General features: G+C 66.3%; 27 protein-coding genes. 14 read left to right on the forward strand and 13 right to left on the reverse strand.

Features of this window, described 5'->3' with window-relative positions; all coding sequences use genetic code 11:
* Positions 1–3 precede the first annotated feature (3 nt).
* On the reverse strand, positions 4–630 hold the full coding sequence (locus ACPL7H_RS06515) for a biotin transporter BioY (RefSeq protein WP_424796223.1): 627 nt from the start codon (positions 628–630) through the stop codon (positions 4–6).
* Positions 627–2,849, reverse strand: coding sequence for an NADP-dependent isocitrate dehydrogenase (locus ACPL7H_RS06520; protein ID WP_424796224.1), 2,223 nt, complete (start codon positions 2,847–2,849; stop codon positions 627–629). The genes ACPL7H_RS06515 and ACPL7H_RS06520 overlap by 4 nt, the downstream gene beginning before the upstream one ends.
* Before the next feature lie 653 nt (positions 2,850–3,502).
* Here ACPL7H_RS06520 and ACPL7H_RS06525 point away from each other — a divergent pair.
* From ACPL7H_RS06525 to ACPL7H_RS06535, 3 genes are read left to right on the forward strand one after another with little or no spacing between them, the layout of a single operon-like run.
* The gene (locus tag ACPL7H_RS06525; protein ID WP_424796225.1) at positions 3,503–4,753 is read left to right on the forward strand and encodes a quaternary amine ABC transporter ATP-binding protein; all 1,251 of its coding nucleotides are present in this window, start codon (positions 3,503–3,505) and stop codon (positions 4,751–4,753) included.
* Positions 4,750–5,742, forward strand: a complete 993-nt coding sequence (locus tag ACPL7H_RS06530; RefSeq protein WP_424796226.1) for an ABC transporter permease — start codon at positions 4,750–4,752, stop codon at positions 5,740–5,742. Before ACPL7H_RS06525 ends, ACPL7H_RS06530 begins: the two co-directional genes overlap by 4 nt.
* A 31-nt stretch (positions 5,743–5,773) precedes the next feature.
* A complete protein-coding gene (locus ACPL7H_RS06535; RefSeq protein WP_424785891.1) occupies positions 5,774–6,736 on the forward strand; it encodes a glycine betaine ABC transporter substrate-binding protein in 963 nt (320 codons plus the stop codon).
* 110 nt (positions 6,737–6,846) lie between these two features.
* Here ACPL7H_RS06535 and ACPL7H_RS06540 read toward each other — a convergent pair whose 3' ends face one another.
* Together ACPL7H_RS06540 and ACPL7H_RS06545 are read right to left on the reverse strand one after the other, a co-directional pair.
* Positions 6,847–7,254 (reverse strand): hypothetical protein, encoded by a 408-nt coding sequence (locus ACPL7H_RS06540; protein WP_424785890.1) that lies wholly within the window; start codon positions 7,252–7,254, stop codon positions 6,847–6,849.
* Positions 7,255–7,274: 20 nt separating this feature from the next.
* Positions 7,275–7,937, reverse strand: a complete 663-nt coding sequence (locus ACPL7H_RS06545; RefSeq protein ID WP_424785889.1) for a hypothetical protein — start codon at positions 7,935–7,937, stop codon at positions 7,275–7,277.
* Between the two features lie 92 nt (positions 7,938–8,029).
* Here ACPL7H_RS06545 and ACPL7H_RS06550 point away from each other — a divergent pair, with 92 nt between their 5' ends.
* The 3 genes from ACPL7H_RS06550 (at position 8,030) to ACPL7H_RS06560 (ending at position 9,872) form a co-directional block, all read left to right on the forward strand.
* Positions 8,030–8,410, forward strand: a complete 381-nt coding sequence (locus ACPL7H_RS06550; RefSeq protein WP_424796227.1) for a VOC family protein — start codon at positions 8,030–8,032, stop codon at positions 8,408–8,410.
* Positions 8,411–8,473: 63 nt separating this feature from the next.
* Positions 8,474–8,944: an SRPBCC family protein gene (locus ACPL7H_RS06555; protein WP_424785887.1), complete on the forward strand. Its 471-nt coding sequence runs from the start codon at positions 8,474–8,476 to the stop codon at positions 8,942–8,944.
* A 148-nt stretch (positions 8,945–9,092) separates the two neighbouring features.
* Positions 9,093–9,872 (forward strand): alpha/beta fold hydrolase, encoded by a 780-nt coding sequence (locus tag ACPL7H_RS06560; protein WP_424796228.1) that lies wholly within the window; start codon positions 9,093–9,095, stop codon positions 9,870–9,872.
* 4 nt (positions 9,873–9,876) lie between these two features.
* Here the strand turns inward: ACPL7H_RS06560 and ligD are convergent, their stop codons facing one another.
* Positions 9,877–10,764, reverse strand: a complete 888-nt coding sequence (gene ligD / locus ACPL7H_RS06565) for a non-homologous end-joining DNA ligase (protein ID WP_424796229.1) — start codon at positions 10,762–10,764, stop codon at positions 9,877–9,879.
* 225 nt (positions 10,765–10,989) lie between these two features.
* On the opposite strand from ligD, the gene ACPL7H_RS06570 reads away from it, so the two are divergent.
* From ACPL7H_RS06570 to ACPL7H_RS06585, 4 genes are all read left to right on the forward strand, one after another.
* Positions 10,990–11,484, forward strand: a complete 495-nt coding sequence (locus ACPL7H_RS06570; RefSeq protein ID WP_424796337.1) for an alcohol dehydrogenase catalytic domain-containing protein — start codon at positions 10,990–10,992, stop codon at positions 11,482–11,484.
* The gene (locus tag ACPL7H_RS06575) at positions 11,376–12,002 is read left to right on the forward strand and encodes a zinc-binding dehydrogenase (protein ID WP_424796230.1); all 627 of its coding nucleotides are present in this window, start codon (positions 11,376–11,378) and stop codon (positions 12,000–12,002) included. Before ACPL7H_RS06570 ends, ACPL7H_RS06575 begins: the two co-directional genes overlap by 109 nt.
* A gap of 82 nt (positions 12,003–12,084) precedes the next feature.
* On the forward strand, positions 12,085–13,029 hold the full coding sequence (locus ACPL7H_RS06580) for an ATP-binding cassette domain-containing protein (RefSeq protein WP_424796231.1): 945 nt from the start codon (positions 12,085–12,087) through the stop codon (positions 13,027–13,029).
* The gene (locus ACPL7H_RS06585) at positions 13,026–13,793 is read left to right on the forward strand and encodes an ABC transporter permease (protein WP_424796232.1); all 768 of its coding nucleotides are present in this window, start codon (positions 13,026–13,028) and stop codon (positions 13,791–13,793) included. The genes ACPL7H_RS06580 and ACPL7H_RS06585 overlap by 4 nt, the downstream gene beginning before the upstream one ends.
* 23 nt (positions 13,794–13,816) lie before the next feature.
* Here the strand turns inward: ACPL7H_RS06585 and ACPL7H_RS06590 are convergent, their stop codons facing one another.
* The 5 genes from ACPL7H_RS06590 to ACPL7H_RS06610 all read right to left on the reverse strand — a co-directional run bounded on the left by ACPL7H_RS06590 (position 13,817) and on the right by ACPL7H_RS06610 (position 19,491).
* Entirely contained in the window at positions 13,817–14,476 is a 660-nt protein-coding gene (locus ACPL7H_RS06590; protein WP_424785881.1) for a class I SAM-dependent methyltransferase, read from the reverse strand.
* Between the two features lie 10 nt (positions 14,477–14,486).
* Complete coding sequence (locus tag ACPL7H_RS06595; protein ID WP_424796233.1) at positions 14,487–14,951, reverse strand: OsmC family protein; 465 nt, start codon at positions 14,949–14,951, stop codon at positions 14,487–14,489.
* Between the two features lie 530 nt (positions 14,952–15,481).
* The gene (locus tag ACPL7H_RS06600; protein ID WP_424796234.1) at positions 15,482–18,076 is read right to left on the reverse strand and encodes an AAA family ATPase; all 2,595 of its coding nucleotides are present in this window, start codon (positions 18,074–18,076) and stop codon (positions 15,482–15,484) included.
* The gene (locus ACPL7H_RS06605; protein ID WP_424796235.1) at positions 18,073–18,276 is read right to left on the reverse strand and encodes a hypothetical protein; all 204 of its coding nucleotides are present in this window, start codon (positions 18,274–18,276) and stop codon (positions 18,073–18,075) included. The genes ACPL7H_RS06600 and ACPL7H_RS06605 overlap by 4 nt, the downstream gene beginning before the upstream one ends.
* Positions 18,277–18,330: 54 nt before the next feature.
* Entirely contained in the window at positions 18,331–19,491 is a 1,161-nt protein-coding gene (locus ACPL7H_RS06610; RefSeq protein ID WP_424796236.1) for a DNA cytosine methyltransferase, read from the reverse strand.
* A 151-nt stretch (positions 19,492–19,642) separates the two neighbouring features.
* Between ACPL7H_RS06610 and ACPL7H_RS06615 the strand changes: the two genes are divergently transcribed.
* Complete coding sequence (locus ACPL7H_RS06615) at positions 19,643–20,821, forward strand: hypothetical protein (protein WP_424796237.1); 1,179 nt, start codon at positions 19,643–19,645, stop codon at positions 20,819–20,821.
* Here ACPL7H_RS06615 and ACPL7H_RS06620 read toward each other — a convergent pair.
* Positions 20,811–21,239 (reverse strand): very short patch repair endonuclease, encoded by a 429-nt coding sequence (locus ACPL7H_RS06620; RefSeq protein WP_424796238.1) that lies wholly within the window; start codon positions 21,237–21,239, stop codon positions 20,811–20,813. The genes ACPL7H_RS06615 and ACPL7H_RS06620 overlap by 11 nt on opposite strands.
* A gap of 297 nt (positions 21,240–21,536) precedes the next feature.
* Here ACPL7H_RS06620 and ACPL7H_RS06625 point away from each other — a divergent pair, with 297 nt between their 5' ends.
* Positions 21,537–22,619: a tyrosine-type recombinase/integrase gene (locus tag ACPL7H_RS06625; protein ID WP_424796239.1), complete on the forward strand. Its 1,083-nt coding sequence runs from the start codon at positions 21,537–21,539 to the stop codon at positions 22,617–22,619.
* A gap of 30 nt (positions 22,620–22,649) precedes the next feature.
* Here the strand turns inward: ACPL7H_RS06625 and ACPL7H_RS06630 are convergent, their stop codons facing one another.
* The gene (locus ACPL7H_RS06630; protein ID WP_424796240.1) at positions 22,650–23,498 is read right to left on the reverse strand and encodes a hypothetical protein; all 849 of its coding nucleotides are present in this window, start codon (positions 23,496–23,498) and stop codon (positions 22,650–22,652) included.
* Positions 23,495–24,715, reverse strand: a complete 1,221-nt coding sequence (locus tag ACPL7H_RS06635; RefSeq protein WP_424796241.1) for a toll/interleukin-1 receptor domain-containing protein — start codon at positions 24,713–24,715, stop codon at positions 23,495–23,497. Before ACPL7H_RS06635 ends, ACPL7H_RS06630 begins: the two co-directional genes overlap by 4 nt.
* 82 nt (positions 24,716–24,797) lie before the next feature.
* On the opposite strand from ACPL7H_RS06635, the gene ACPL7H_RS06640 reads away from it, so the two are divergent.
* Both ACPL7H_RS06640 and ACPL7H_RS06645 read left to right on the forward strand, forming a co-directional pair.
* Positions 24,798–25,265 (forward strand): TIR domain-containing protein, encoded by a 468-nt coding sequence (locus ACPL7H_RS06640; protein ID WP_424796242.1) that lies wholly within the window; start codon positions 24,798–24,800, stop codon positions 25,263–25,265.
* A 15-nt stretch (positions 25,266–25,280) separates the two neighbouring features.
* Complete coding sequence (locus ACPL7H_RS06645; protein ID WP_424796243.1) at positions 25,281–25,907, forward strand: hypothetical protein; 627 nt, start codon at positions 25,281–25,283, stop codon at positions 25,905–25,907.
* The last annotated feature ends 11 nt before the right edge of the window (positions 25,908–25,918 follow it).

Here is a 25,918-nt window from a genome sequence, read left to right on the forward strand (position 1 = left end):
GGCTCAGCGTTCTGCGTCGAGGGCGCCGGCGGCGCGGTGTGCCAGCGGCATGATCATGGCGGCCAGGATCCACTTGATGATTCCACCGACGAGGAACGGGACCACACCGACGGACATCAACGTCCCGACGTCATGGGGCATCCCGAGCATCGACAGGACCACCCCGAGGTAGGGCACCCCGATGATGAACGGGATGAGGCTGGCACCGGCGAACCCGGCCAGCGCCAGCAGGGGACGCCGGTCCCAGTGCCTTTGGGCCAGCCAGCCGATGAAGGCCGCGGCCGGGATGAACCCGATGATGAAGCCGAAGGAGGGACCTGCCACGCTCGCCGGTCCCCCCATCGCACCGGCGAACACCGGCAACCCGGCCACCCCGGCCAGCAGATAGGTCGTCATCGCCGCAGCCGCCCGACGCGCGCCAAGGCTCGCCCCGACCACAAGCACCCCGAGGGTCTGCCCCGTCACCGGTACCGGCCACAGCGGCACCGCGACCTGGGCGAGCACGGCCACCAGCGCGGCACCGGCGATGACCAGCCCCACCTGCGCCGCGGTGCTGCGGGAGCGGATCAGCGCATCGGCAAGGACCGGACGGGCCACCCCCCAGCCCGGCGCGGGGATCGCCGCGCTCATCGGCGCAGCGACGCCAGCGCCGCGTTGAACGTCGCCGAGGGTCGCATCACCGCGTCGGCCTTGGCCGGGTCGGGGCGGTAGTACCCGCCCAGGTCCACCTCCTGGCCCTGTACGTCGAGGAGTTCTGCCACGATCGTCTCCTCCTGCGCACGCAGGGTCGCGGCCACCGGTCCGAACACCTCGGCCAGAGCCGCGTCGTCGGACTGGGCGGCCAGTTCCTCCGCCCAGAACAGCGCCAGGTAGAAGTGGCTGCCACGGTTGTCGATGCCGCCCAACCGGCGGGTCGGGGACTTGTTCTCCTCCAGGAAGGTCCCGGTAGCCCGGTCCAGGGTGTCCGCGAGCACCTGGGCCCGGGCGTTGCCCTGGGACTGTGCCAGGTGCTCGAAACTGACCGACAGGGCCAGGAACTCACCCAGGCTGTCCCAGCGCAGGTAGTTCTCCTTCTGTAGTTGCTGGACGTGCTTGGGCGCCGATCCTCCGGCACCGGTCTCGAACAGACCCCCGCCGTTGATCAGCGGGACCACCGAGAGCATCTTGGCGCTGGTACCCAGTTCCAGGATCGGGAACAGGTCGGTCAAGTAGTCGCGCAGTACATTGCCGGTCACCGAGATGGTGTCCGCTCCGGCACGCATCCGCTCCAGGGTGAAGAGGGTGGCAGCGACCGGGTCCATGATGTGCAGGTCCAGCCCGTCGGTGTCGTGCTCGGCCAGATAGGTGTTCACCTTCTCGATCAGCCTGGCATCGTGTGCCCGGTCTGCGTCGAGCCAGAACACCGCGGGGGTGCCGCTGGCCCGGGATCGGTTCACGGCCAGTTTGACCCAGTCCCGGATGGCCACGTCCTTGGTCTGGCAGGAGCGCCAGATGTCGCCGGCGGTCACGGTGTGCTCGGTGAGCACCGCTCCGGCCGAGGTGACCAGGCGGACCACCCCGTCGGTGGCGATCTCGAAGGTCTTGTCATGGCTGCCGTACTCCTCGGCAGCCTTGGCCATCAAGCCCACGTTCGGCACCGAACCGATGGTGGCCGGGTCCAGTGCGCCATGGGTGCGGCTGTCATCGATCGTGGCCTGGTAGACCCCGGCGTAGCTGGAGTCCGGGATCACCACCAGCGTGTCGGCCTCCTCCCCGTCCGGACCCCAGGCGCGCCCGCCGTTGCGGATCAGGGCCGGCAGCGAGGCGTCGATGATCACGTCGCTGGGCACGTGCAGGTTGGAGATCCCGCGGTCCGAATCCACCTGGAACAGGCGCGGACCCCGCTGGAGTTCGGCGGTGAAGGAGTCGCGGATCTCCTGCCCGGCGGGCAGGTCGTCCACGCCCGACAGGATCGATCCCAGACCGTCGTTGGGGCTCAGCCCGGCCTCGGCGAGCACCTGGCCGTACGTGGCGAACGTCTCCGGGAAGAAGGCCCGGACCGCGTGCCCGAAGATGATCGGGTCGGAGACCTTCATCATGGTCGCTTTCAGATGCACCGAGAACAGCACGTCGGCATCCTTGGCGGCCTGCACCTGTGCCTTGAGGAAGGCCTGTAGGGCATCGGCCCGCATCACGGTGGCATCGACGACTTCCCCTGCTTCGACCGGCACCTGCTCGCGCAGCACGGTGACCGTGCCGTCGGCGTCGACGTGCTCGATGCGTAGGGTGTCTGCCTCGGTCACCACCACGGACTTCTCATTGTTGCGGAAGTCGTCCGCGGCCATGGTGGCCACGGTGGTCCCGGAATCACTGGACCACTCCCCCATCCGGTGCGGGTGCGCCTTGGCGTAGTTCTTCACCGACGCCGGTGCCCGCCGGTCCGAGTTGCCCTGCCGCAGGACCGGGTTCACCGCACTGCCCATCACGCTGTCGTACCGTGCGCGCGCGTCCCGCTCGTCGTCGGTGGCGGGGTTGTCGGGGTAGGGCGGTAGGTCGAACCCCTGGGCACGCAACTCGGCGATGCCGGCCTTGAGCTGGGGCACCGAGGCGGAGATGTTCGGCAGCTTGATGATGTTGGCCTCTGGAGTCTCGGCCAGTTGACCGAGTTCGGCCAGCGCGTCCTCGGTGCGCTGCTCCGGCGGGAGCACGTCAGCGAATGCGGCGATGATGCGGCCCGCGAGCGAGATGTCCCGGGTCTGCACCTGCACGCCCGCGCTGGCGGCGAACGCCTCGATTACCGGCAGGAGTGAGTAGGTCGCCAGTGCCGGCGCCTCATCGGTCTGGGTATAGATAATCGTGGGAGTAGCCACAGGGTGCACTTCCGTCCGGGTCGACAGCGGTTGTTCGATATCAAGATATCGCCTTCCGCCCCGGTCGCGCCCGGTGCGCAGTCCTGACCGGCCGCGCCCGCCCACCGGCCCGGGTGAGCCGGCAGTACGGACGACGCCCACATCGTCACGGAAGCGTAACGATCGGGCGTGACCTTGGCCACGTGGTGCGGAGAGGGCCGGGCGGGGTGCGCGGGTGTCCCCGGTGGAGCCGGACAGGGGTCGTACGGGTACCGAGCCACGCCCCACCGAAACCCCAGCGTGCCGCATAGACCGCGGGATCGTGCGGGTTGGGCCGGGCCCCCGGGGCCCGTTGACGTGGGCAGGCACGGGTCCTCGCCGGAGTTCGACGCGTGCGCCGGCGCTGGCCGGTTCCCGCGTGCGCTGGCGCTGCCTCCCCTTCCGGAACAGCATCCAGCGGATCCTGGCATGTGCCCGCCGGGATCTTCTATGCCAGACTGACATGCGTTGTTTGCCAGTGGATGGTGATCGGGCGGGCTTCGGATATGTCGCTCCGCTCGGGTGTGCGCCTGCGTCACGTCCTGCGGAGTCATCCTCGCCACCAACCCTGGACCGCACCCTGTGCCGCATCCCGACGGCGGGACACCCCCGCCGAGAACTGGAGACATTCTCAGGTGCCAGTGATCGAAGCCCATGGCGTGTACAAGATCTTCGGGCGTCGGCCGGAGCGGGGCGTGGGGTGGCTCCAGTCCGGTGCAAGCCGGGAGGAGTTGCGCGAGCGTGGTCTGACCGCTGCCGTCATCGACGCGTCCTTCGACGCCAACGACGGGGAGATCTTCGTCGTGATGGGCTTGTCCGGTTCGGGCAAGTCCACGCTGATCCGGATGGTCAACGGACTGCTCGAGCCCACCGCCGGCGACATGATCGTCGCTGGTGACAACATCACCGGCTTGCGAGGCCGTGCGCTACGGGAGATGCGCCGGCAGAAGGTGTCCATGGTCTTCCAGCACTTCGCGCTGCTCCCCCACCGAACTGTCGGGGAGAACGCCGCGCAAGCCCTGGAAGTGCGCGGAGCCAACCGCGCCGACCGGCAACGGGCCGCCGAGGAGGCGCTGCGCATGGTCGGGCTGGACGGCTGGGGCGGGTCCTATCCCGATGAACTCTCCGGCGGGATGCGGCAGCGAGTGGGCCTGGCCCGGGCGCTGGCCTCCGGCACCGACGTCATGCTGATGGATGAAGCATTCTCCGCGCTGGACCCGTTGATCCGCAGGGAGATGCAGGATCAGTTGATCGACCTGCAGCACACCCTGGGAAAGACGATCCTGTTCATCACCCATGATCTGAACGAGGCGATGCGGCTGGGCGACCGGATCGCGATGATGCGTGACGGCCGGATCGAGCAGATCGGCACCTCCGAGCAGATCCTCAACGACCCCGCGAACAGTTATGTGGCCCAGTTCATCCAGGACGTCGACCGCACCCGGGTGCTCACCGCCGGGGCGATCATGGAACCACCGGTGGCGGTGATCGGAGCGGAGTCAGGTCCGCGCACCGCACACAAGTTGCTGCGCGAGCACCAGATGTCCGCGCTGATGGTGGTGGACCGAAGCCGACGGCTGCGTGGGGTCGTCTATGAGACGGACGTCGCGCAGGCAGTGCGCTCCGGAGCGAACAGCCTCGAGGGCGTGCTCCGCCAGGCGCACCAGGTGCACACCGACGACACCCTCGCGGAGTTCATCGCGACAGCAGCGCAAGCCAAGGTGGCGCTGGCCGTGCTGGACCGCGACGAGAGGCTGGTCGGCGTGATCCCCAGGGTGACGTTGCTCAACGCCTTGGCCGATCCGGAGGACCCTGAGATGACCGAGAACCTGAAAACCGGTCCGGTTGCAGGCCCGGCGAGCGCGGGAGCGGGGCGGCCCTCATGAACCTCTATGCGGATGAGACCGATGGCACTGGAATCCCACGGTTGGACATCGGGGAGTGGATCGAGGCGGGGTTCCGGTGGATCCAGGACAACCTGAGCGTGGTCTTCGACGGAATTCAGAGCGTTATCAGTTGGGCGACCACCAACCTGGCCGGCCTGCTGAACACCCCCGATGCCCTGCTGCTGGCTGTCCTGTTCTCCGCCGTCGCCTGGTTGCTGCGGGACTGGAAGCTCGCGCTGCTGTCGCTGGGCATGTGGCTGTTCGTGATCAGTGTCGAGCAGTGGCAAGGCGCGATGCTCACCCTGGCCATGGTCATCATCGCCACGTTGGTGGCCCTGCTGCTGGCCATACCGATCGGCATCGCGGCGGCCAAATCGGACCGGGTCTCCCAGATCGTGCGCCCGGTGATGGACCTGATGCAGACGATGCCCGCCTTCGTCTGGCTGGTGCCGGTCATCACCCTCTTCAGCGTCGGGGTCGTCCCCGGGGTGATCGCCACAGTGATCTTCGCGCTTCCTCCGGGGGTGCGCCTGACCGAACTGGGCATCCGGCAAGTGGACGCCGAAGTCGTCGAGGCCGGGCAGGCTTTCGGCAGCACCGGTTCGCAGATCCTCGCGCGGATCCAATTGCCACTGGCGATGCCCACCATCATGGCTGGGGTCAACCAGGTGATCATGCTGGCCCTGTCGATGGCGGTGATCGCGGGACTGGTCGGTGCCGGGGGCCTGGGCGCCGAGGTCACCCGTGCGATCAGCACCATCGACATCGGGCTGGGTTTCGAAGCAGGTCTGTCCGTCGTCGTCCTTGCCATCTACCTCGACCGGGTGACCGCCGCTGTCGGCGGACGCAAACCCGGAACACCGAGAGCCGCGCGACTCAAGAAACTACTACGCGCCGGACGTGTGTCCACCATCGGCCCGGTGGGGACCGCGATCACCAGTCCACAACTGCATGAATCCGAAACGAGAGCCGACAATGGGTCCCGCTGAGCGCGGCGGCCCCGACATGGAAGGAAACCAGATGAGGACCACCTCCCCACGACGTACCCGGAGCCTGCTCGCCGTGACCGCTGCGAGCGCACTGCTACTGGCTGCCTGCAACGGCGACACCGACACCGACGATGACGGCGCTGCGACCGACAACGGCGCAGATACCGAGGAGAACGGCGACGAGAACGGCGCCGCCGGCGCCGAGGGTCCGGTCATCCTGGGCATCCTGCCCGACTGGACCGACGGCCTGAGCATGGGCTACCTGTGGCAGGAGATGCTGCAGGACCAGGGCTATGAGGTGCAGATCGAAGAGATCGGCCAGGCCGGGCCGCTGTACACCGCCGTGGCCGGCGGCGACTACCACGTCTACCCCTCCGCATGGCCGGAGGTCACGCACGCCGAGTACATGGACACCTACGGCGATGACCTGGAGGACCTGGGCCACTACTACGAGGGTGCGGTCCTGACGCTCGCCGTCCCGGAGTACACCGAGATCGACTCGATCCCGGAACTGGCCGAGAACCCGGACATGTTCGACGGCCAGGTCATCGGAATCGAGGCGGGCGCCGGACACATGGGCGTCACCGCCAACTCGGTGTTCCCGACCTACGGGCTGGATGAGAACTTCACCCTGGTCGAGTCCTCCACCGCGGCGATGCTCACCGAGTTGAGCAGCGCCATCGACGCCGAGGAGGATGTCGTGGTGACCTTGTGGCACCCCTTCTGGGCCAACGCCGAGTACCCGGTGAAGGACCTGGAGGACCCCGAGCAGGCGCTCGGTGAGCCTGAGTCCCTGAACTTCATCGCCAACTCCGAGTTCTCCAGTGAGTTCCCGGAAGTCGCCGAGGCGATGGGCAACTTCCCCGTCCTGGACAACGACCAGTTCGGTGAACTCGAGGATCTGATCGTGAACGTGCACGAGGGCGACCCGGCCGCCGGCGCGCGCGAGTGGATCGAGAACAACCAGGACATCGTGGACTCGGTCTTCAACTAAGGACCAGCGTTCCTGACGAACGTGGGGCCCGGCCGTCCGGCCGGGCCCCACGTTGTCTCTCCGGCCGAGCACGTGCAGCGACGGTACGCCCGGCTACGGCTGGGTCAGGGTCAGTTGCTGGGACCGGGGTGGATCTCATCCCCCGACGCGATCGGCTGCGCCATCCCCTCCACCAGCACTCCACCGTTGGTTCCCGGGGGCATCCGCTCCACCCGACGTCGGCCGACCTCCAGCCGCTGCACGGTGCCGGAGTCGTAGGACTCACCACCGCGCAGCACCCGCACGTGATCCCCTTCAGTCAGGTAGCCGCTGGCGAGCTTGCCCACGGCCATCGTCCCCCGGCCGGTCTGGGTGAAGGTCTGCTCGACGACGAACCGGGCAGGTTCGGCCGCCTGCACCGCATCGTCGGGGCCTGGTTTGGCCGTCGTGTCGACCTGACCGGGCTGCGCCGAACCGGCCGCCTGGGTCGGGCTGGAGACTTCGTAGTCCCGGCCAAACAATCGCTTGAGAAAGCTCATGGGGGCAGTCTAGGTGGGGGTCACCCGCTCCAGGCCCCGTCCATGCCCTCGAGACCATCGAGCCACCAGGAGTAACGCAGTCGCAGGGCTCGCTCGAGCAGCGCCAGCAGGCCGGCCACGGTGATGCTCGTGTTCAGCACCGATCCGAGATTCCAGGGGGAGGTGAAACTGAACTGCCCCAGGACCCCGACCAGACCGGAGAGGTTCTCGGGGAGTTCGGGGGCAACCTCGTCGCTGAGATCGGCCAGCCACTCCAGCCCCTGGGGCACCTGCAGCACGATCACCGCGAGTAGCACCACGAAGGAGGTCACGCTGATCGTGGTGCTCAGCCCCGGCCGTCGCCGCTCCAGGTCCGCGCGCCACCGTTCGGCGCTGCCGGGAACCGGGACGAGCTGCTGCTCCCTCCCTTCGGGGCTGACCAGGTGGGCCCGCCGGATGCCATAGGTGCTCGTGCGCACCTCGATCCTGGATCCGTCATCGAGGCCGAACCGGGCCGGCAACCTCTGGGTGCGGTCCTGGCGTCGGTCGCGGTAGAGCGCGACGCGTCCGTCCCAGTCCAGGAAGTCGACCTCGACGTGCCAGTGAGCGTCGTCGTGCTCGATGGCGAAGACGCTCCGCCACAGACCCTGCCACCAGTGGAAGGCCTTGAGCGGCCTGCCGTTGCCCGGCTTCTCCTTGCTCATCGGCACTGATCGTAGGGGCTGTGCTGGCTATCATGTGCACATCAGTCCCGGCGCTCCGGACCGGGCAGCGGTATGGGCGCGTGGAGGCAACCATGGAGATCACTCATCAGGTGGTGGTGTTCGACGCCGCCGACCTGAACTCCGAGAGTCGGTTCTGGGCCGGCGTGCTCGGCGGGACCGTGGACTTTGAGGACGACTGGCACACCGTGCTCGTGGACGGCAGCGCCAAGGTGGCGGTGCAGTTGGCCCCTGAGCACGTGCCGCCGCAGTGGCCCGACGGGAACCCGCAACAGATCCATCTGGACCTGTGGGTCGCGGACATCGAGGAGGCGCACGAGGAGGTACTCGCGCTCGGGGCCGTACTGCTCAAAGCCGTCGACGACGAAGCCCCCGGCGAGGGCTTCCGCGTCTACGCCGACCCGGCCGGGCACCCGTTCTGCCTGTGCTGGGTGAAGCGGTCCGACGCAGCCTGATCCGTGCCGACGGCGACGTCGAAAGCCTTGTGGTTCGTCGGCCCGAGGAGGATGCTTGATCGTGTGAAGCCGATCGAGTTCGAGCTCAAGCGCACGATATGGGCGCCGATCGAGCAGGTGTTCGCACGCCTGGTCGACATCGAGGGGCACAACGACTGGATGGCGGACACCGGAAGCATGCTGAAGCACACTCGGCAGACTTCTCCCGGCGAGCCCGGCGTCGGAACGACCTTCGTCGATGAAACGACTCAGGGCACCATGCCCGGGGAGATCGTCGAGATGACGGCGCCCCACACGGTCATCTTTCACTGGTGGGAGACGTCGAAGTCGGGCACGCTGAAGTTCGAAGGCTGGCCGAGTTACCGACTGGAACCCGCCGGTGACAACGAGACACGGGTCCGCCATCGCGGCAAGTTGATCTCCTACGGGCTGTGGCGCCTCGGCACGCCCATCTGGCGGCGCTTCGCAGTCAAGGAACGAACCATCACAGTCGACGCCCTGAAAGCCTCCTTCGAGCGGACTCCCACGCTCTAGGGAGTTTGTTCACGACCCCAAGACAGGGTTATCTCGCGGTCGCAGAAGAGTGGGAAGGCGTGGTCCCGAACCCGTTGAGGAATGGTGTTCTCGCCGGCGCTCCGCACGCCGGTACGGATTCGATCAATTCTCCGATCGGAGGCGAACAGTGAGCGCATCGAAGGTTGTCTTCCTGCCCGGAGCCGTACTTCCCGCGCCGCTGGCCTACTCCGGACTCGTTGACCTGTTGGGCGATGACGTCGAGGCGATAGTCAAGGACCTCGAGGTCTATCGCGGGGCCTCCCCGCCGGCGGACTACTCCCTGGACACGGAGGTCGACGGGGTTCTGCGTGAAACCGGGGCTCGCGGGTGGACTCGCTTTCACCTGGTGGGCTACTCCGGCGGTGGCGCCGCAGCCCTGGCGTGTGCGGCATCGGAGCCGTCGCGCCTGTTGACCTTGAGTCTGCTCGAACCGGCGTGGGGCGGCCACTGGGACTGGAGCCCGAGGCACGAGCGGTTGTGGTCCGAGTACGACGCGCTGGCTCAACTTTCGCACCAGGATTTCGTGGCGGCCTTCACGCGGTTACAGGTGCGGTCCGAGGTTCGGCTGCCTGAGCCGCGATCAGCGCCACCGCCGGTGTGGATGTCCCGAAGGCCCGCTGGGATCCGGGCCCTCGTGCGCACCTTCAAGACTTACGCTCTGGACCGCAATGCCTTGAGGCGGTTCGACCGTCCTGTCTACTTCGCGCTCGGCGGCTTGAGCAACCCCGACCAGTACGGCGAGATCGCAGAACGGCTCGGAGGCGTATTCCGTGACTTCACGCTCGAGGTCTTTCACCAGCGGCACCACTTCGACCCGCCACATCGTCAAGAGCCGAGCCGGCTCGCGGAATCGCTGCGCAGTGTCTGGTTGCGCGGTGATCTGCTGGCGTCAGCGGGCGCCGACTGATCGATCACGCCTGGCGTTCACGGGCGCGGGTCAGATCCTGGCGGTGCTCCGAGAACACCTGCCACGGGTCCTGTACCTGGGCCAGGCGCCGATTGATCGTGCGGATCGTGTGCCCAGCCGGCTCGATCCGGGAGAGTTCGTCCCACCTGATCGGCACCGCCACCGGGGCACCGGGCCGGGCCCGGACCGCGTACGGGGGCACCGCCGTCTGCCCGTAGCCGTTGCGCTGCACGTCCACCAGCACCCGATCGCCCCTCTTCTTCTTCCGCGACTGCAGGGTGAGCAGGTCCGGAGCGCGGCGCACCAGGACCTCCGCGACCGTGCGGGCGAAGGCACGTACGGTCCCGAAGTCCGCCTCGGGCCGCAGCGGTACTACCACGTGGTACCCGCGCGAGCCGGTGGTCTTGAGGAAGGTGCGCAGCCCCAGGTCGTCCAGCACCTCCCCCACCATCACGGTGGCTCGCCGCACCGCCCCGAGCCCGGGAACGGTGGGGTCAAGGTCGAAGATCAGTTGGTCCGGATGATCCAGGTCCGCAGCCGTGCTCAACCATGTGTGCGGGGTGAGGCACGCCTGCTGGGCCAGATAGACCAAGGTGGCCTCGTCCTCGATCATCACCTGACGTTGCGGACCGTCCGCGGTCCGCACCTGCACGGTGGCAACGAAGTCCGGGAAGTGTCGGGGCACCCGCTTCTCGTAGAACGAGGGCCCTTCGATCCGATCGGGGAATCGCTGCATGCTGATCGGACGGCCCCGCACGTGCGGCAGCATGATGGTGGCGATACCGGCGTAGTAGCGGGCCAGGTCCTCCTTCGTCACCTCCGGGGTCTCCGTTGCCGGGAACAGCACCTTCTGCGGTTTGCTGACGTCCACCCCGGCGATGGTCACACTCATGCCCGCCAGCGTGCGCGCCACGGACCGGCGCGGCAACTTGGGCGACGGCAGGATGCGCCGCCGGCCCGTGCTCTCGCTGGGGCCCCGGTTCTGCCCTACGGTGTGGGAACCAGCCGTAAGGAGGCAGTCGTGACCACCCCGATCAGCGCGCACGTGCTCCGCGAGCCGCGCGGCACCTTCCAGTTGGCCGACGGGATCGAACTCGGTGATCCCCGTCCGGACGAGGTGCTGGTCCGCTACCACTCCACCGGTTTATGCCATACGGACCTGTTCGCCCGCGATGTGTTCCATCAGGCGGAGTTTCCGGCGGCGGTCTACGGGCACGAGGGCATCGGCGTGGTCGAGGCGGTCGGTGCGGGCGTGACCGACTTCGCCGAGGGCGACCGGGTGATGGCCTCCTACGCATCGTGCGGACGTTGCCGGACCTGCCTGACGGGCCGCCCGTTCAATTGCGTGCAGTTCAACGACATCAACTTCGCCCTGGCCCGCGCCGACGGTCCTACAAGGCCACAGCGGACGGGCAGCCGGTCGGGTCGAGCTTCTTCGGTCAGTCCTCCTTCGGTACGCATGCGCTCGTCAGCGAGCGCGACCTGGCCAAGGTGCCCGAGTGGGTGGCGCCCGACGACGAGTACCTCCTGGGACCCTTGGGTTGCGGCGTGCAGACCGGCGCCGGTGCGATCCTCAACGTGCTGCGGCCCGGGCCCACCGACTCCCTCGTGATCTCCGGGACTGGCGCCGTGGGGCTGAGCGGGTTGCTCGCTGCCGCCGCGGCCGGTGTGGGCACCATCATCGCGGTCGACATCATTCCCGAGCGATTGGCACTGGCCCGCGACCTCGGCGCGACACACGTGATCGACGGCAACGAGGAGGACCAGGTCGAACAGATCCACGACCTGACCGGCGGAGGAGCCACCCATGCGTTCGACACCACCGGTGTGGCGCCGGTACTGACCCGACTGGTGGATGGTCTGGCCTGGGGCGGCAACCTCGGCATCGTCGGAGCCGCACCGGGAATGACACTGGACCTATTGCCCGTGATGCAGTTGGGCCGGCGGGTACAAGGGATTGTCGAGGGCAACTCGGTGCCGCGTGTGTTCATCCCCCAGTTGCTCGAACTGCGGCGGCAGGGACGCTTCCCGCTCGAGAAGTTGGTCACGACGTACCCGTTCGCCGAGTTGGAGCAGGCGATCGCCGCGACCAACGCGGGTGAAGCGGTCAAGGCCGTGCTGGTTCATTAGCGCCGACGCCCGAGCCGGCGTTCGGACAGCCTCGGGACCAAGGACCCTGGCCTGCCGTTCTGACCGTCGATAGCGTGAAGTCATGGGAGCACCGGCGATCTCCTGCCAGGGCCTCACCAAGCACTACGGTGGGGTCATCGCTCTCGATGGGCTCGATCTGGTGGTCCCCGAGCGGTCTCTGTTCGGGTTTCTCGGTCCGAACGGGGCGGGCAAGACCACCCTGATGCGGTTGCTCCTGGGCTTGGCCGCGCCCTCGGGTGGCACGGCGCAGGTACTCGGCTCCGACATCGTCAGCGCGAGCATGCAGGTGCGCAGGCAGGTCGGCTACCTCGCCCAGCAGCCACGGTTTCATGAGGACCTCACAGCCCGGCAGGTGCTGCGCTACGCTCGTGGGTTCTACCCCCTCGACCCCGACGCCCGCGTCGAGGACGACATCACTGAGACACTGGACCTGGTCGGTCTGACCGCGAAGACTGACGCCCGCTCCGGTGAACTCTCCGGTGGCCAACGGCAACGACTGGGGATTGCGCAGGCCCAGATCCACCGCCCCAGGCTTCTCATTCTCGACGAGCCCGCCGCGGCGCTGGACCCGCTGGGCCGACGCGATGTCCTGGACGTCATGCGCCGACTGAAGGAGACAACGACCGTCTTCTACTCCACCCACATCCTCGACGACGTCCAGCAGATCAGCGACGAGGTCGCAATCCTGCGGAACGGACGCCGTGTCCTCCAGTCCTCAATGGTCGATCTCCTCGACGAGGCCGACACCTTCGTCCTGACGTTGACCGGGGATGTCGGTCCCGCCGTGACCAGCATGCGGACTCAGCCCTGGGTAACCGAGATCCGCGAGGTCCCCGGCGACGACCGAGTCTCCCTCACGGTCCGGGTGAGTGACGAGGAGGTCGCCCAGGCTCAACTGCTGCGGCTGGTCCTGAGCCACGACGAGGTCCGGGTGGTCGAGTTCGGTCGCCGCAGGTCCGAACTCGAGGACGTGTTCATCAACGTCGTGGAGGGAGACGTTCGATGAGATCGCCATCGACCTTGTCCGGGCTGACCAACCAGTTCCGTCGGGAATCAGGTTCCTGGTGGAACACCCGGCGGTGGTGGACGCAGGCCCTCGTGTGGTCCGCTCTGACCAACGCGCTGCTCGTGTTGGTGCTCTGGGTCCTGCCCCGGCTCGACGTCGCCGCTGGCGCGAGCGACATGACCCCCACCGAGAGTGCGGTCCAATTCGCTGGCATGGCAGGCATTCTGGCCTCCATCGGCGTGGTCGTCACCGCCCAGGGCATCCTGCTCGATGAACGGCGCAGCGGCGTGCTGGAGTGGATGCTGTCCAAACCGCTGGCTCGTAGCGCATTGCTTGCGGCGAAGTTCCTCGGCCACGCCCTCGCCCTGTTCGTCGTGATCGTCCTCGTGCCATGGCTCGGCGTGCTGGCCCAACTCTCCCTTGCCGACGGAGCGCTGTGGCCGCTGGACCAGTGGCTCGGTGCCGTCGCACTCATCGGCTGCCTCGCGGTCTTCCACCTCGCCGTGGTGCTCATGCTCAGTGCGCTGACCTGGTCGCGCGCCCTGGTGGTCGCGCTGCCGCTGGCCGGCATATTCGGCACCGACCTCCTCGTCGCTACCGCGCCCCGCGCCTTCGAAATACTGCCTTGGAGTCTGGCACGCATAGCCGGGCCGGTCCTGTCCGACGGGATACTCATGACGATAGGCCCGCTCATCAGCACCGCCGTGCTCACCGTCATCAGCCTCGGCGTGGCATCCCTGGCGCTGAAGCGGACGGAACTGTGAACAGCAGAGCAGGCGGGCGGCGACTATTCAGGTGGCCCGAATCGGGCGAGAATCACGGCTTGGTCGTCCCGTTCGTGAGTGGGGCTGCCCCGGCGCACCAGTCGCGCCAGTTCCCTCGCCCCGACCCGGGCCAGCGCTGCCGCCAACACCTCCGCGGTGCGCCGGTGCCGGGTCAAGGACACCTGATGCCCCATGCGGGCGTAGACCGGGCGCAGGTCCACCTCGCCGGAGCCGGCCTGGCTGGCCAGGAGTAGGTAGCCACCGGGACGGGTCACGCGGGCCACCTCGCTCAGGGCCCGCCCCAGCTCGTCATCACCCAGGTGGATCACCGAGTACCAGAGCAGCACGCCGTCGAAACTGCCGGCCGGGTAGGGCAGGTCCAACAGTGATCCGGTCTCGAAGCGCAGGTCGGGGTAGGTGCTCCTGGCCTGGGCGATCATGCCCGGGGACAGGTCCATCCCGCGGATGTCGGCTCCGCGTGCGGAAGCATAGCCGGTGAGCCGGCCGGCGCCGGCGCCCGCGTCCAGGATCGGCCCGGCGCCCACCTCGGCCAGGAAGACGGCGATCATCGCCACATCGAGCGGGTGCTCCTGGTTCGTGTCCTGGATCGCCCGCGCATAGTCGGCGGCGACCGTGTCGTAGGCGGTCCGCGTGGACCCCTCGCTGCCCGCCTGATCGGTCATACCGGCCGGCTCAGTCGGCGGTACGCATCGTGACGGGTGTGGGCAGCTCCACGGTCCGCGACACCGTGCACTCCCGGTCATGGCTGGCCTTGATAGCGGGCGCGATCCGGGCCCGCGCGGCATCGCCCTCGGCACCGGCCGGGAAGCGCAGGTGGAAGGTGACCTCGACGTCCTGCAGGTGGTTGCCGTCGTCGTCGGAGATCTTCGTGCCGCTGCACCGGACGGTAAACTCCTCGGGCTCGGCGCGGCGGCTGGTCATGTGATCCACATCGACGCTGGAGCACCCGGCGATCGCGGCCAGCAGCACCTCAACCGGTGTGAAGTCCGTGCCGGTCCCGTCCCCGAGGCTGATCACACCACCTCGGGCGTTGCGCACCTCGTAATGACCCAGGGAGGTGCGTTGCAATTCGACGCTGCGATGGCCGGGCGCGCCGCCGCGCTCATCGGGCTCGATTGACTGGCTGTGATCGGTCACTGCTACTCCCTGGTCCGAGTCGTGGGCTTGCCGGGCCGGCCGGATGAGTCCACGGCTCCTCGGAGGATCCGGTAGATATCCGGCCTGCACCGCTGTCTCGGGGATTCGCGGACTCCCCAGTATCGGCCAGCAGTCCCGGCGATTGGCGTGGACTGAGTGTAGTGGCCGGCGCACGAGGCCCCGATCGACGTGTTCGTCACGCAGACCCAACGCCTACGGCCATCGCATGAGCAGCAACTGTGCAGCGAGTGCGGGCATGACGACGGCGATGACGCCTGAGGTGAGCATGACGAAGGCCTCTGACCAACGTTCATGCTGGTCAGAGGCCCCCCTGCGTCGGGCTGGCGGGATTTGAACCCACGACCCCTTGACCCCCAGGTGCCAGGATCAGCGCTCGTAGCCCACCTGACCTGGGGTTTTGCTTTTCAGGGGCACGCTCTGCGCATCACATTTTGCAGAGTTTGCGGGCTGTTGGTCACCTCATTGGTCCACCTCGCCAGGTGCCGGAAAGGTCCGCCCGACGGCGGTGCCTATGCTGCTTGAGCCACTGCCGACGACGAGGTACTGACGCCGTGTCGTCGTTTGATGTCTCTGAGCATGTCGTAGCACGTCTTCAAGTCGGCGGGCTGAGGAGGGTCAGTGTCGTGATCGGAGTCGTTGAGGATTCGCGCGAGGGTCTGCCATTGACCGGGCTCGTTCGGTGCCTTGCAGCGTGCTACCACCAAGGGACGCAGATCACGCAGGTTTTTCCCCTCGTAGTCAGCCAATGAAGCTTGGGTGTCATCGTCGGATTGCCGCGCCGCGATGAGTATGTGTTTTGCCAAGCGCTCCGTGGCGATTCGTAGACTGTTTCCGGCCGAGCGGCGATTCTCGTGGAGTGGCGAACTCATCTGTCCTTGCGCGTTCAACATGAGTCGTTCGAAGTCGTCCCCCGTACGGAGCACAGTGGTACCTTGCCGTGGGTCGATGAGCGTAGCCGAATACTCGCCAGTGCCCAGATGCTGGTAGAGGGACTGAAGGGTTCTCGCGAGTTCCGCATCATGGGTCGTGACTACGAGTTGCACCCCGCTCGAAAGCAGCTCCGAGGTCACCTTGTCCGCGAACGTGTATCTGTGTTCCCGATCGCTTCCGGGCACCGGATCGTCAAGGAAGATCATCGCGCTCCCAAGCTGACGGCACCGGGCGAGGAATGTCGCCAGCCCGAGCGCGTTCAGCTGGCTGTTGCTCAAGACCGCCAATGCGTTACGCACCACGCCCGACGCATCAGCTTCAGGAACCAGCGAAGCCGTCAGATCCAGGTAGCGGCTGCCAGCCCCGCGTCGAGCCAAGCGATCAAAAGCAGTTAGCTCGTCGGGCCGCATCAATGACCACCACTTACGAATCTCGGCGGCCATGAGTTCTAGCTTCTGGTCAACGACCTCTTTAGCTGCGCTCGTGATCTTTCGCTGCGCGCTCTTCAGCCGACTCGTCGCTGCATCCCTGAGGCGCTGGCGTTCGAGCGCTTCCAGCAGCGCATCCTCAGCTCGGGCGAGCTCAAGCAGTTCGGTCCATCCGGTCGTGTTGCTCCTTGCGGCGAGCACGGGCTCCAGCACGCTGATGACAGGTTCCACATCGGCCGCTGCCTGTGACAAGAGAGACTTGTGAGTGGTCAACGCTTGTCGAAGCTCTTCCTCGGCACTCATTAGAGCCTCGAAATCCGCCCTGGTTGTTGCGGTGTTTCTGCTCACCTGCTCTCGGATGTGCTCGATCGCCGCCAGAGAGTCGTCGACATGTCCCTGAACCGTTTGTGCGCTGGCTTTCAGGGTTTGCGCAAGCTGCGCGACGGCGACGAAGGAGTCTGTTTCTCCTAAAAGTTCAGCGACAGCAGACTCGTGGGCCGCCCGACCGTCAGCTGTCCATCCGGCAGCTGCCGGAATGCTCGCGCTTGCCCAGCTCCCAGCGGCTTCGAGCTCATTCGAAAGCTGCGTGATCGCAGCACGAAGTTTGGTACTCGCGCCAGTCAGGCCCTCTTGATCTGCCAGCTGGTGCCGGATCACTTCTACCCTCTCGGCAGTCAGTGATGCAGGCGTCTGGCAGACCGGGCAGTCTACTGGACCATCGCCCGGATGTTGAGGAAGACCGTCAACGCCAAGAACCGCATGGAATAGCGGCAGAACCTTTGCTACTGAGGCGTCCACTCTCGACACGGCGTCGTTATAGCTATCAAGTTCCGCGGCAAATGATTGCTCGGTCGCTGATGAGCGACCGCCAGGCGTCGGCGACTGTGCATCGAAAAGTCGCATGCGTTGTGAAGGCATAGCAGCGGTCGACGGGCGGAGTTGGGTGAGTGGTAGCAGTGTGTTCGTGCGCGCAGTGAGCTCGTTCGTCACTCGTGCAACTGCGGTCGACAGCTCGCGTGCGGGCTGCGGCTCATTCTCGGCAGGAGGTACGAGAGTGTTTAGCGCAGAGACGAGCGACGTGGAGAGCTGAGCCGCGGTCCACGGTGAGGTGGACGCCACAAGCGGGCCGATTTGAGGATGTGAACGCAGACCCTCCAGCCTTGCTACCAAAAGTTCCCTAGGCTGCGCCTCTCGTTCACTGATCAGAGCTGCGAGTTCTGAGCGCAGCAGATCGAGGTCCGCGACCTCAAGCACCGCCTTGAAATAGTCGCTCCGCTCGCCCGGCTTCGCCGAAACGGCGTATCTCAGGGCATGTTCAAGTAGAACGGGAGCCGCAAGCGGTGGGTCGGACAGCTGCATTCCGGCTTCGGTAACTGAGCCGATGTCAATCCCATCCAACGACAGGACGCTGACGCAGTCGGCCGCCCCCTGGTAGTCGTCGATCAACTGGCGGCGGAGGATCTTGCGGCTGCCATCCTGGAGACATATCTCAGCCTCGATGTATACCTCAGCAGATGCCGGAAGATGAGCGTTGCGTAGGGCGCCCTCGAACTCGCCTGGGCTTCCACCACCGAGTTGACGTCGGGATGTGCTGCCGGTGTAAAGGAATTCGAAGGCCTCAGCGAGACTCGTCTTCCCTTGGCTGTTGTCGGCGTGGATCACCGTGATCGGGGTGTTCAACTCAACTCGTTGTGGCTGCGGTCCGTAGGAGCGAAAGCCACAGATCTCGATGTAGCTGATCCTCATCGAGGCGTCTCACCTCGGCTTGCAATCACTTCGGTGTCCGCCTCCGCGGTACGCCCCTCCCAAGCTTCGGTGATCCGCTGCAGGGAAGTGCGTGCTGCCTCGACTGTCTCCGCATCGAACGCTTCAGCGACAGCGCGGGCGTCGTTGCCGTCACCCAGCCGGGCGATCAGCTCTGGAAGATTGGGAACCAGGGCGCTCACCGCGATGCTCCTCCTTGCGTCACCGGGCCAAGAAATAGACGTTCAGCAGACGGCTCAGCCGAACGCGGCTATTCGAGCTGTGCCTTCTCGCCCTAGATAACCGAGCTGATCCATGAGCGCGCGAACTACGGATTTGCCAAGTTCGAGCGGGACGGCGTTGCCGAGCTGGCGTTGAACGTCGACTCGAGTGCCGTCGATCTTGAAGTCGTCCGGGAAGGACATCAGGCGCAGCATTTCGTTGACGCGGAGGCGTCGTGCTCGTTCTTCGCCAGAGGCTGTGCGGATGTTCTCCCAGTGGAACGGGCCGACCCACGGTCCGGGCTGCGCCTGGAGCGTGGTGGATGGCCGGTTGGGGTCGAGGCGGAGCAGGAAGGTCCAGTAGCGACTGCGCCATTCGAAGTGGTTGCGGCCGCCGTAGCGTTCGGTGTGCCAAAGGTAGTTCTGACCGGGCGGGATTTCCGCGGCAAGTTCTCCGTAGTTGCCATCGACGATCTCGTCCTCGGCCGCACGGACCAGTCGGGGCAGTCCGGCGAACGCCTGGGAGGAGGTGACGTGGGGGATCTTGTTCGCGTCGACGGTGCGGGTGTGCTCGCTCCAGCCGGAGTGGGTGGGCTCGGGGAACTCGAACTTCTCCCCGTCGCGGCGTCCGACGACGAACACGCGACGGCGCAGCTGAGGGACGCCGTAATCGGCGGCGAGCAGCACTTTCCACTGCGGGTTGTAGCCGAGCTCGCCGAGTCCCTTGAGGAGCCGATCGAACTGCGCCTTGTGGGTCTTGTACGTCAGGCCTTGCACGTTCTCCAGGATGAACGCCTCGGGGCGGGACTCGCGGACAACACGGACATACTCGTCCAGCAGCGAGGCGTTCGGGTCGCGGCTCTCGCGCTTCTGCTCCAGCCAGAACCCCGACTTGCTGAACGGAGTGCACGGCGGGCCGCCGACGACCAGCACAGGCTCTTTGGCCCGCAGCCCTGCGGTGGCGAGGATCTGCTCGGTGGAGACCTGTCGGATGTCGCCGGTGAGGGTCGCGGCACCGTCGAAGTTCGCCTTCAACGTCTGCAACGCGGGCTCGTTGTAGTCCGTCGCGACCGACACACGAAGGAGGCCGCTGCCGGGGTCGCCGGCATCGAGGGGCTCGGCGTCGGCACGTTCGACGGCGAGGTCGAGTCCTCCTGCTCCGGAGAACAGGCTCACCACCGGGAGTTGCTCGCCCATCGGCCACCTCTTTCTATACGTGCACGCACGGCCCGGCCTCTGCGGGCAGTGCGTGTCTGACCAGTATCGTCGAGACGAGTCTGCCAACAGCCACCGACATGCCCAACGTGACCAAGGACATCGGTGGACAACGCAATCCGGAAGGGGTCCTGTGGAGGAAGAGCCGCTCGCCGGGCGAGCCTTCGGCGAGGTCTACCGTGTCCAGGGACGCAGCGACCTGCACGCGTTCCTCCTCGACGCCGTGCGTGCCTCCGGCGGCCGCGTGCTGTACGCGAGCGACCCGCACCGCGCGCCGGTCTACCTCGGGGTGCAGCTGAGCTCCGACGAGCGGATCGGGATGCTCGTCTACCCCTTCCGCGTCACCCGAAACTCGATCAAGAACCGCCCTGACGACGAGGTCCGCGGCCAGCTCCGCTACGGCGCTGAGGAGTCCTGGAAGAGAGAGCACCCCCTTGGACGCGACGTCGCCGGCGTGGACGTGACGATGATCCTCGGCGTCGACCTCGCCGACGGCGTCATCCTCGGCCTGGACGCCAACCTCTGGGACCCGCTGCCAATGGGCATCTCCTTCTACGCCAAAGACGCCGAGATCATGCAGGCCAAAGCATCCGGGTGGCACGTCTGGGAGAAGATCAACCGCACCGGCACCAAACGCTCGGAGCCCCGCTCACCCACGAATCTGGAGACGGTCGTCGCGTTCACTCCCGACCGCCTCATCGACTACGCGCGTCTCGAACGACGAGCGACCTCCCTGCGTCTGGACCCGCCGCTGCGGTACTCGGCTGCCGTAGCGCTTGCCGATGAGACGGCGGTCGATGAGCTGCCGCGCCGGCACGTGCTGGAGGAGCAGTTCGCGCTCACCAGCGAGCAGATCCTCGACATCATCGGCGGACGCAACCGGCTCTCTGTCGCCGTGCGCGGCGGGGTCGCCGAGTACCACCTGGAACACCTGCTCGAGAGCTCGCCCGACATCTCCGCGGTCGAGCGGCTCGACGTGGACGCGATGCACGACTTCAACGTGATCCTCGCGGACGGAAGGCTGATGAGGGTCGAGTGCAAGAACGCGAGCCCCAAGACCTCCGCCAGCGGCAGCTTCAAGGTCGAGGTGCAGAAGACCCGCGCCTCCAAGGGCGATCCCGCGTCGCGCTTCTACCCCGTCGACGGGTTCGACGTCGTCGCCGCCTGCCTCTTCTCGCCGACCGGACGGTGGGAGTTCCGTTACGGGCTCACCTCACGCATGTCGCGGCACAAGGATTTTCCCGACAGGCTCGCGCCGATCCAGACGATCACCGACGACTGGGCTGAGAGCCTGTCCGCTCTCAGTGAGTGACCTCTCGTCGATCGCGCACGACATCCACGATGCTCGCGGCGATAGAGGTGGGGGCTTCGTGTTCCCAGAACCGCAGAACCCTCCAACCGCGCCCCTCAAGCAACGCGGTGGTCTCGATGTCGCGGAGCCGGTTCCGGCCGATCTTGCCCTCCCAGTAGTCGCGGTTCGTCGACGGCATCTTGAAGTGCTCGGGACAGCCGTGCCAGTAGCAGCCATCGATGAGCACGGCGACACGGGCGCGAGTGAACAACAGATCTGCCGTCCTGCGCAGGTCGCGCTCCGGTCGCGCGTTGACCCGGTATCGCAGTCCCGTGGCGTGCACCAGGCGGCGCACCGCCAGCTCCGCCTGCGTGTCCCGGCTTCGGTTGCCCTGCATGGTCTTCCGAGCGGCAGCACTGGAAGCCCACGGCGTGTACATGCTTCGAGGTTACGGACTCGTCGTGAATGGTTCACTCCGTCGGGGCCGATTACGACGCCCCGGGGAAGGACGAGTCGCTCGGTCGCCGCCAGATGAGGAGGCCGCTAAAGTTGAAGGCCGTGTCTCCGCAACCAGTCGCCAGTAGCCAGCGTCGGACGAGGTCGGGCAAGGGTTGGCCACTTGGGTAGGCCGCGCACGCCGATCGGCACGTTCGGGAAGATCCGAGTCTTTCGCGTGGCGTCGGGCCGGGTCACGGCCAGCACGCGCTATCGCGACTGGGACGGTGCGTCTCGGCAGGTGTCAGCCACAGCAGACACGAAGGCCGCAGCGGAGCGCGCGCTGAAGTCGAAACTGTCACAGCGGTCACTGTTCCAGCCCGGCGCCGCCGACATCACGCCGGACAGCGGCTTCCCGGCTTTGGTGGACTACTGGCTTGAGGACATGGAGCTGGAAGACCGTCTGTCGTTGACGACTCAGCAGCTCTACGAGCGGAACATGCGGACTCTGGTGCTGCCCGCTTTCGAGCACCTGACATTGCGCGAGGTAGGCGTGGCCCGCTGCGACCGGTTTCTAAAGAGCCTTGCCCGCGAAAGTCCCAGCAAGCGAAACAGGGCGCGCGTTGCGCTCCGCCTCGCACTGGGCCTTACCGTGCGGCACGAGATCCTCCCGCGCAACCCGATGGATCATGTTGGAAGGCTCCACCGCGAGCGCATCCCACCATCGGCGCTGACTCCGGCAGAGGTTGATGCTGTGCGTGCTGCGGTGCGCTACTGGGAGACGGGTCTGAACGAGACCGGGCCTCGACCGGACGGACAACTCGGGGCAGTCATCGAGGTGATGCTCGGCACCTCCGCTCGCATCGGGGAAGTCCTGGCGTTGCGGCGGCGCGACATCGACCTGACTTCGGCGCCGGCCACGGTGAGGATCGCTGGGACAGTCGTCAGCCAGCGTGGGGTGGCGACCAGTCGTCAAGATCACCCGAAGACGGCGCGCTCCCGCCGTGTGGTCGCCCTGCCGTCCTTCGCGGCCGAGGCGCTTCGGACTCGCCTGGCGCATCGCTGTCGTATGAATGAGGACGATCTCGTGTTCTCCAGCCGGAACGGCACACCTCTGACGACCAACAACGTGCGTCGGCAGCTTCGTCATGTCCTCGATCTGGCCGGCATCGAGGGTGTGACGTCGCACATGTTCCGCCGTACGGCGGCCACTGCGATCAATGATCGCGCGAGTGTCGAGCTCGCGGCAGCGCTGCTTGGTCACACTGATCCGAGGACGACGCTGCGTCACTACATTCGTCGAAACGAGATGGTCGATCCGGTCACTGCCGTGCACTTGGACGAGGCATTCGCGAAGGACATACAACGGCGCCAGGGAACCTGACCCGGTGCGCTCAGGGGATGCTCTTGCTACTCACGTCGAGCCGTCAGCTGAGTTCGCCGCCGCTGAGAGAAGGCGCACGGTCGCGCGCGCGATGTCGGCTGGCCTGTGGCTGATTGTGAGGAGCCGCGAGAGCTCTTCGTCAAGGTGAGGGCCGGAGGCGGCACTGGCGTACGCGTCATGCAGCGCATCCAGCGCGACTGCGACCTGTGCGTCCTGAGCATGAGCCGGGTACGCGCCGGGTGCCCAGCCATCGAAAGACTGCGGATATAGACGCTGCGCGACTGCCGCTGCTGCGCCACCGTACCCTCCGGCGACGAGGAGCAGGCGTCCGGACTGAATCGTCAGACGGGCCTCTTCGATCACGCCCGGTTCCGCGCCGACGTAGCCCGCGAGGCGCCCCCCAACAATCAGACGGGCTGTCGTTTCGCTCGCGACATGCTCGCGCATCGCGGTCAACGCGTTGCCGGCGTCTTGGGTCCAAGAGCCGTCCAGGGCACGCGAGATCGGCACCGTCTTACGCGACTCGGAAACCAACGTCAGTCTGCCGATGTCACCGAGATTCCTGTCTGCCGCGATCAGCTCGTCTGCCGTGAGCTTCCGGTACTCAGATTCGGCGAGCGTGATCTCAAGCGCGGATCTTCCGCTGCTGAAACGTTGGGCCTCTTCGATCAGGATCTCGGTGTAGCCACCGGGATTGAGGTGACCGCCGTATACGACGGTTCCTCCCGCGAGCATGATCGCTCTGCCTACTTCGGCGACGACCAGTCGGCAGTGTTGCTCAGTGAGACCAAGACGTGAGAGATCGGCGCTCTCAGAGACTGACAAGGTGACTTTCTGGCCCGAGAGAGCGTCTCGCGAGATGAGGGTGGGTTCGCTCATTTCTTGAGTGCTCCACCGCGCGCAGCGAACGTCCGGGGCGTCAAGATGTCGACGTCGACGTCGTAGCCTGCCACCGCGCACAACTGCAGCAGCACCTCTCGTTCCGCGGGCCCGAGGGGCGGATCGGGGTGAATGACCCAGAGGTGCTTGTCATCTGGCTGCGTCTCTTGATGTGAAGCGAGCCAGGGGGCGAGTGTGGTCGGCTCAGGCGATTGCGCAGGAAGCCAATCGAACCCGTCCTCCGAGAGATAGGACGTCTGCGCTTGCCAAAGAGTGTTCTTGAGCGTCTCGTCGACGAGCCTGTTGAGGGCAAGAGCAACCCCGGGAGCGGGATCGGCGAGGTCACAGACTACCGAGGGGACGTGGTCCATCAGGAAGGAGCCCCGCTCCTCCCCGGCAGTGAGCGCGTACATGCAGACGACCGGCATGCCGCTGTGCTTTGCGGCGTGGACCTCACGTTGGGTCCATTCTCGTGCGGCGTACACGTCGGTGCGGATCATCAGCAGCGCGCTGCTGCCAGCGGCGTCCTCAAGCGTCCTCTCCCAGTCGCCACCAGGTTGGATGTCTTGCGCGTCGAAGAACGCCGACAGGTGAGACTGCTGGATGTGGTCACGTACACGCTCGAACATCGCGGGGCCGGAACGCGAAGCTTCCTCGGAAGAACGGTGTTTCGTGTGACTCACGAACACCGTCAGCCGTGCGGGGAGGTTCGCCTCCTGCTGGATCTGCTGGGTGATCGCCTGCGCCAGCTCGCGCCCGAACAAGCCGCTATCCGTGTTCACGTCAGCTGGCAGGGTCTGGATGCCGCCGAGGATCTGATTGACGATGCTGGTACCCCATTGCAGGCCTTCCGCCACGACAGGGTAGACGCCTACGCCATCCCTCAGGTTCAGTTCGACAATCTCGCGAAGATACTTGTTCCATGGATTGACCGCCTCGGCCGCTGCACGGAGCAAATTCGTGTCGATGATCGGCACGATCGCGTTGAACTGTGCGGCCGGGAGTCCCTCGCCGAGCGGCGTCGCAATGCCCAAGGGCCGTGGCGGAGCTCCGTCCTCCCAGGGATCGCTGCGCGCATACACCTCGACGGCACCGCCAGCCAGGCCCGAGAATGCCGGGCTATGGAAGTGCTCATGGAGTTCCGCGAATCGCTCGGCGCCGATCGCGTCGTCGGGGTGCCAGACGACGAACACGTCGAGGATCGGCGGGATCGGCACGCGCTCTCCTCTCGAAACGCCGCCTCATCGGGGCGATGTCGGTGGTCAAAAGTAGACTATCCCTGGAAGGGAGGAGCCCGACATGAGCGACCAGCACAACATCTTCATCAGCCACCGTCACGAGGACGACGCGCTGGTCGGAGATCTCAAGAAGATGCTCTCCGGCAGCGGAGCCGAGATCCGGGACTCGTCGATCACGAGCGAGACCCCGAACAACGCGAAGAGCCCCGACTACATCAGACAGATCCTGGCCGACCAGATCCGATGGGCGGGCAAGATCATCGTCATCATCTCCCCCGACACGAAGAGCCACGAGTGGGTCGACTGGGAGATCGAGTACGCCCGCAAGTTCCCCGACAAGCGGATCGTCGGGGTCTGGGCACCCGGCACCACGCACGACGACATGCCCGAGCCGCTCGAAGACTACGCGAACGCGATCGTCAACTGGGATGCCCAGGCGATCATCGACGCTCTTGACGGCAAGGACAACTGGACAGAACCCAGTGGTGCTCCCGCGCCTGTGCAGTCGATTCCGCGGGCTGCCTGCTGAATAAGGAGGTCGAGCGTGAAGGTGTTCAGCTACATCGTGCGCTACGACGTCGGGTTCGCGCCAAACCCCTTTCACGGGGTCTGCTCTCTTGCCACCTGCAAGCAGGACATCCGCCGGGTCGCCCAGGTCGACGACTGGATAGTCGGCACGGGCTCCCGACCGAACGGCAAAGCAGGCAACCTCGTCTACGCCATGCGCGTCTCAGAGATCGTGAGCTTCCAGGCGTATTGGGACGATGAACGCTTCGCTGAGAAACGGCCGAACCTTCGGGGCAGCCGCATGCAGCACTTCGGCGACAACATCTACCACCGCGATCTGGCCGATGAATGGATCCAGGAGAACTCCCGCCACAGTAAGGACGACGGTTCTCTAGAGGCGCGCCACATGCTGCGCGACACGAAGAGCGAGCGGGTGATGCTCGGAGACGAGTTCGTGTACTTCGGCGGAGACGGCCCAGTCATCCCCGAATCACTGCGCAACGACTATGGCTTCGACCTCGTGCACTCGGGACCTGCATACCGAAGCAACTTCACCAACGAGCACGTCGCAGCGATCATCGAATGGGTGCGATCGCTCGAGCCGGGGGTGCAAGGACGCCCGCACGACTGGCCACGTCGCCGGCAGCCAGCAGCAGCCGCGTGAACGTCAGCGCG

The organism is Pseudactinotalea sp. Z1732 (genome assembly GCF_049724975.1).
GTDB lineage: Bacteria > Actinomycetota > Actinomycetes > Actinomycetales > Beutenbergiaceae > CALKWS01.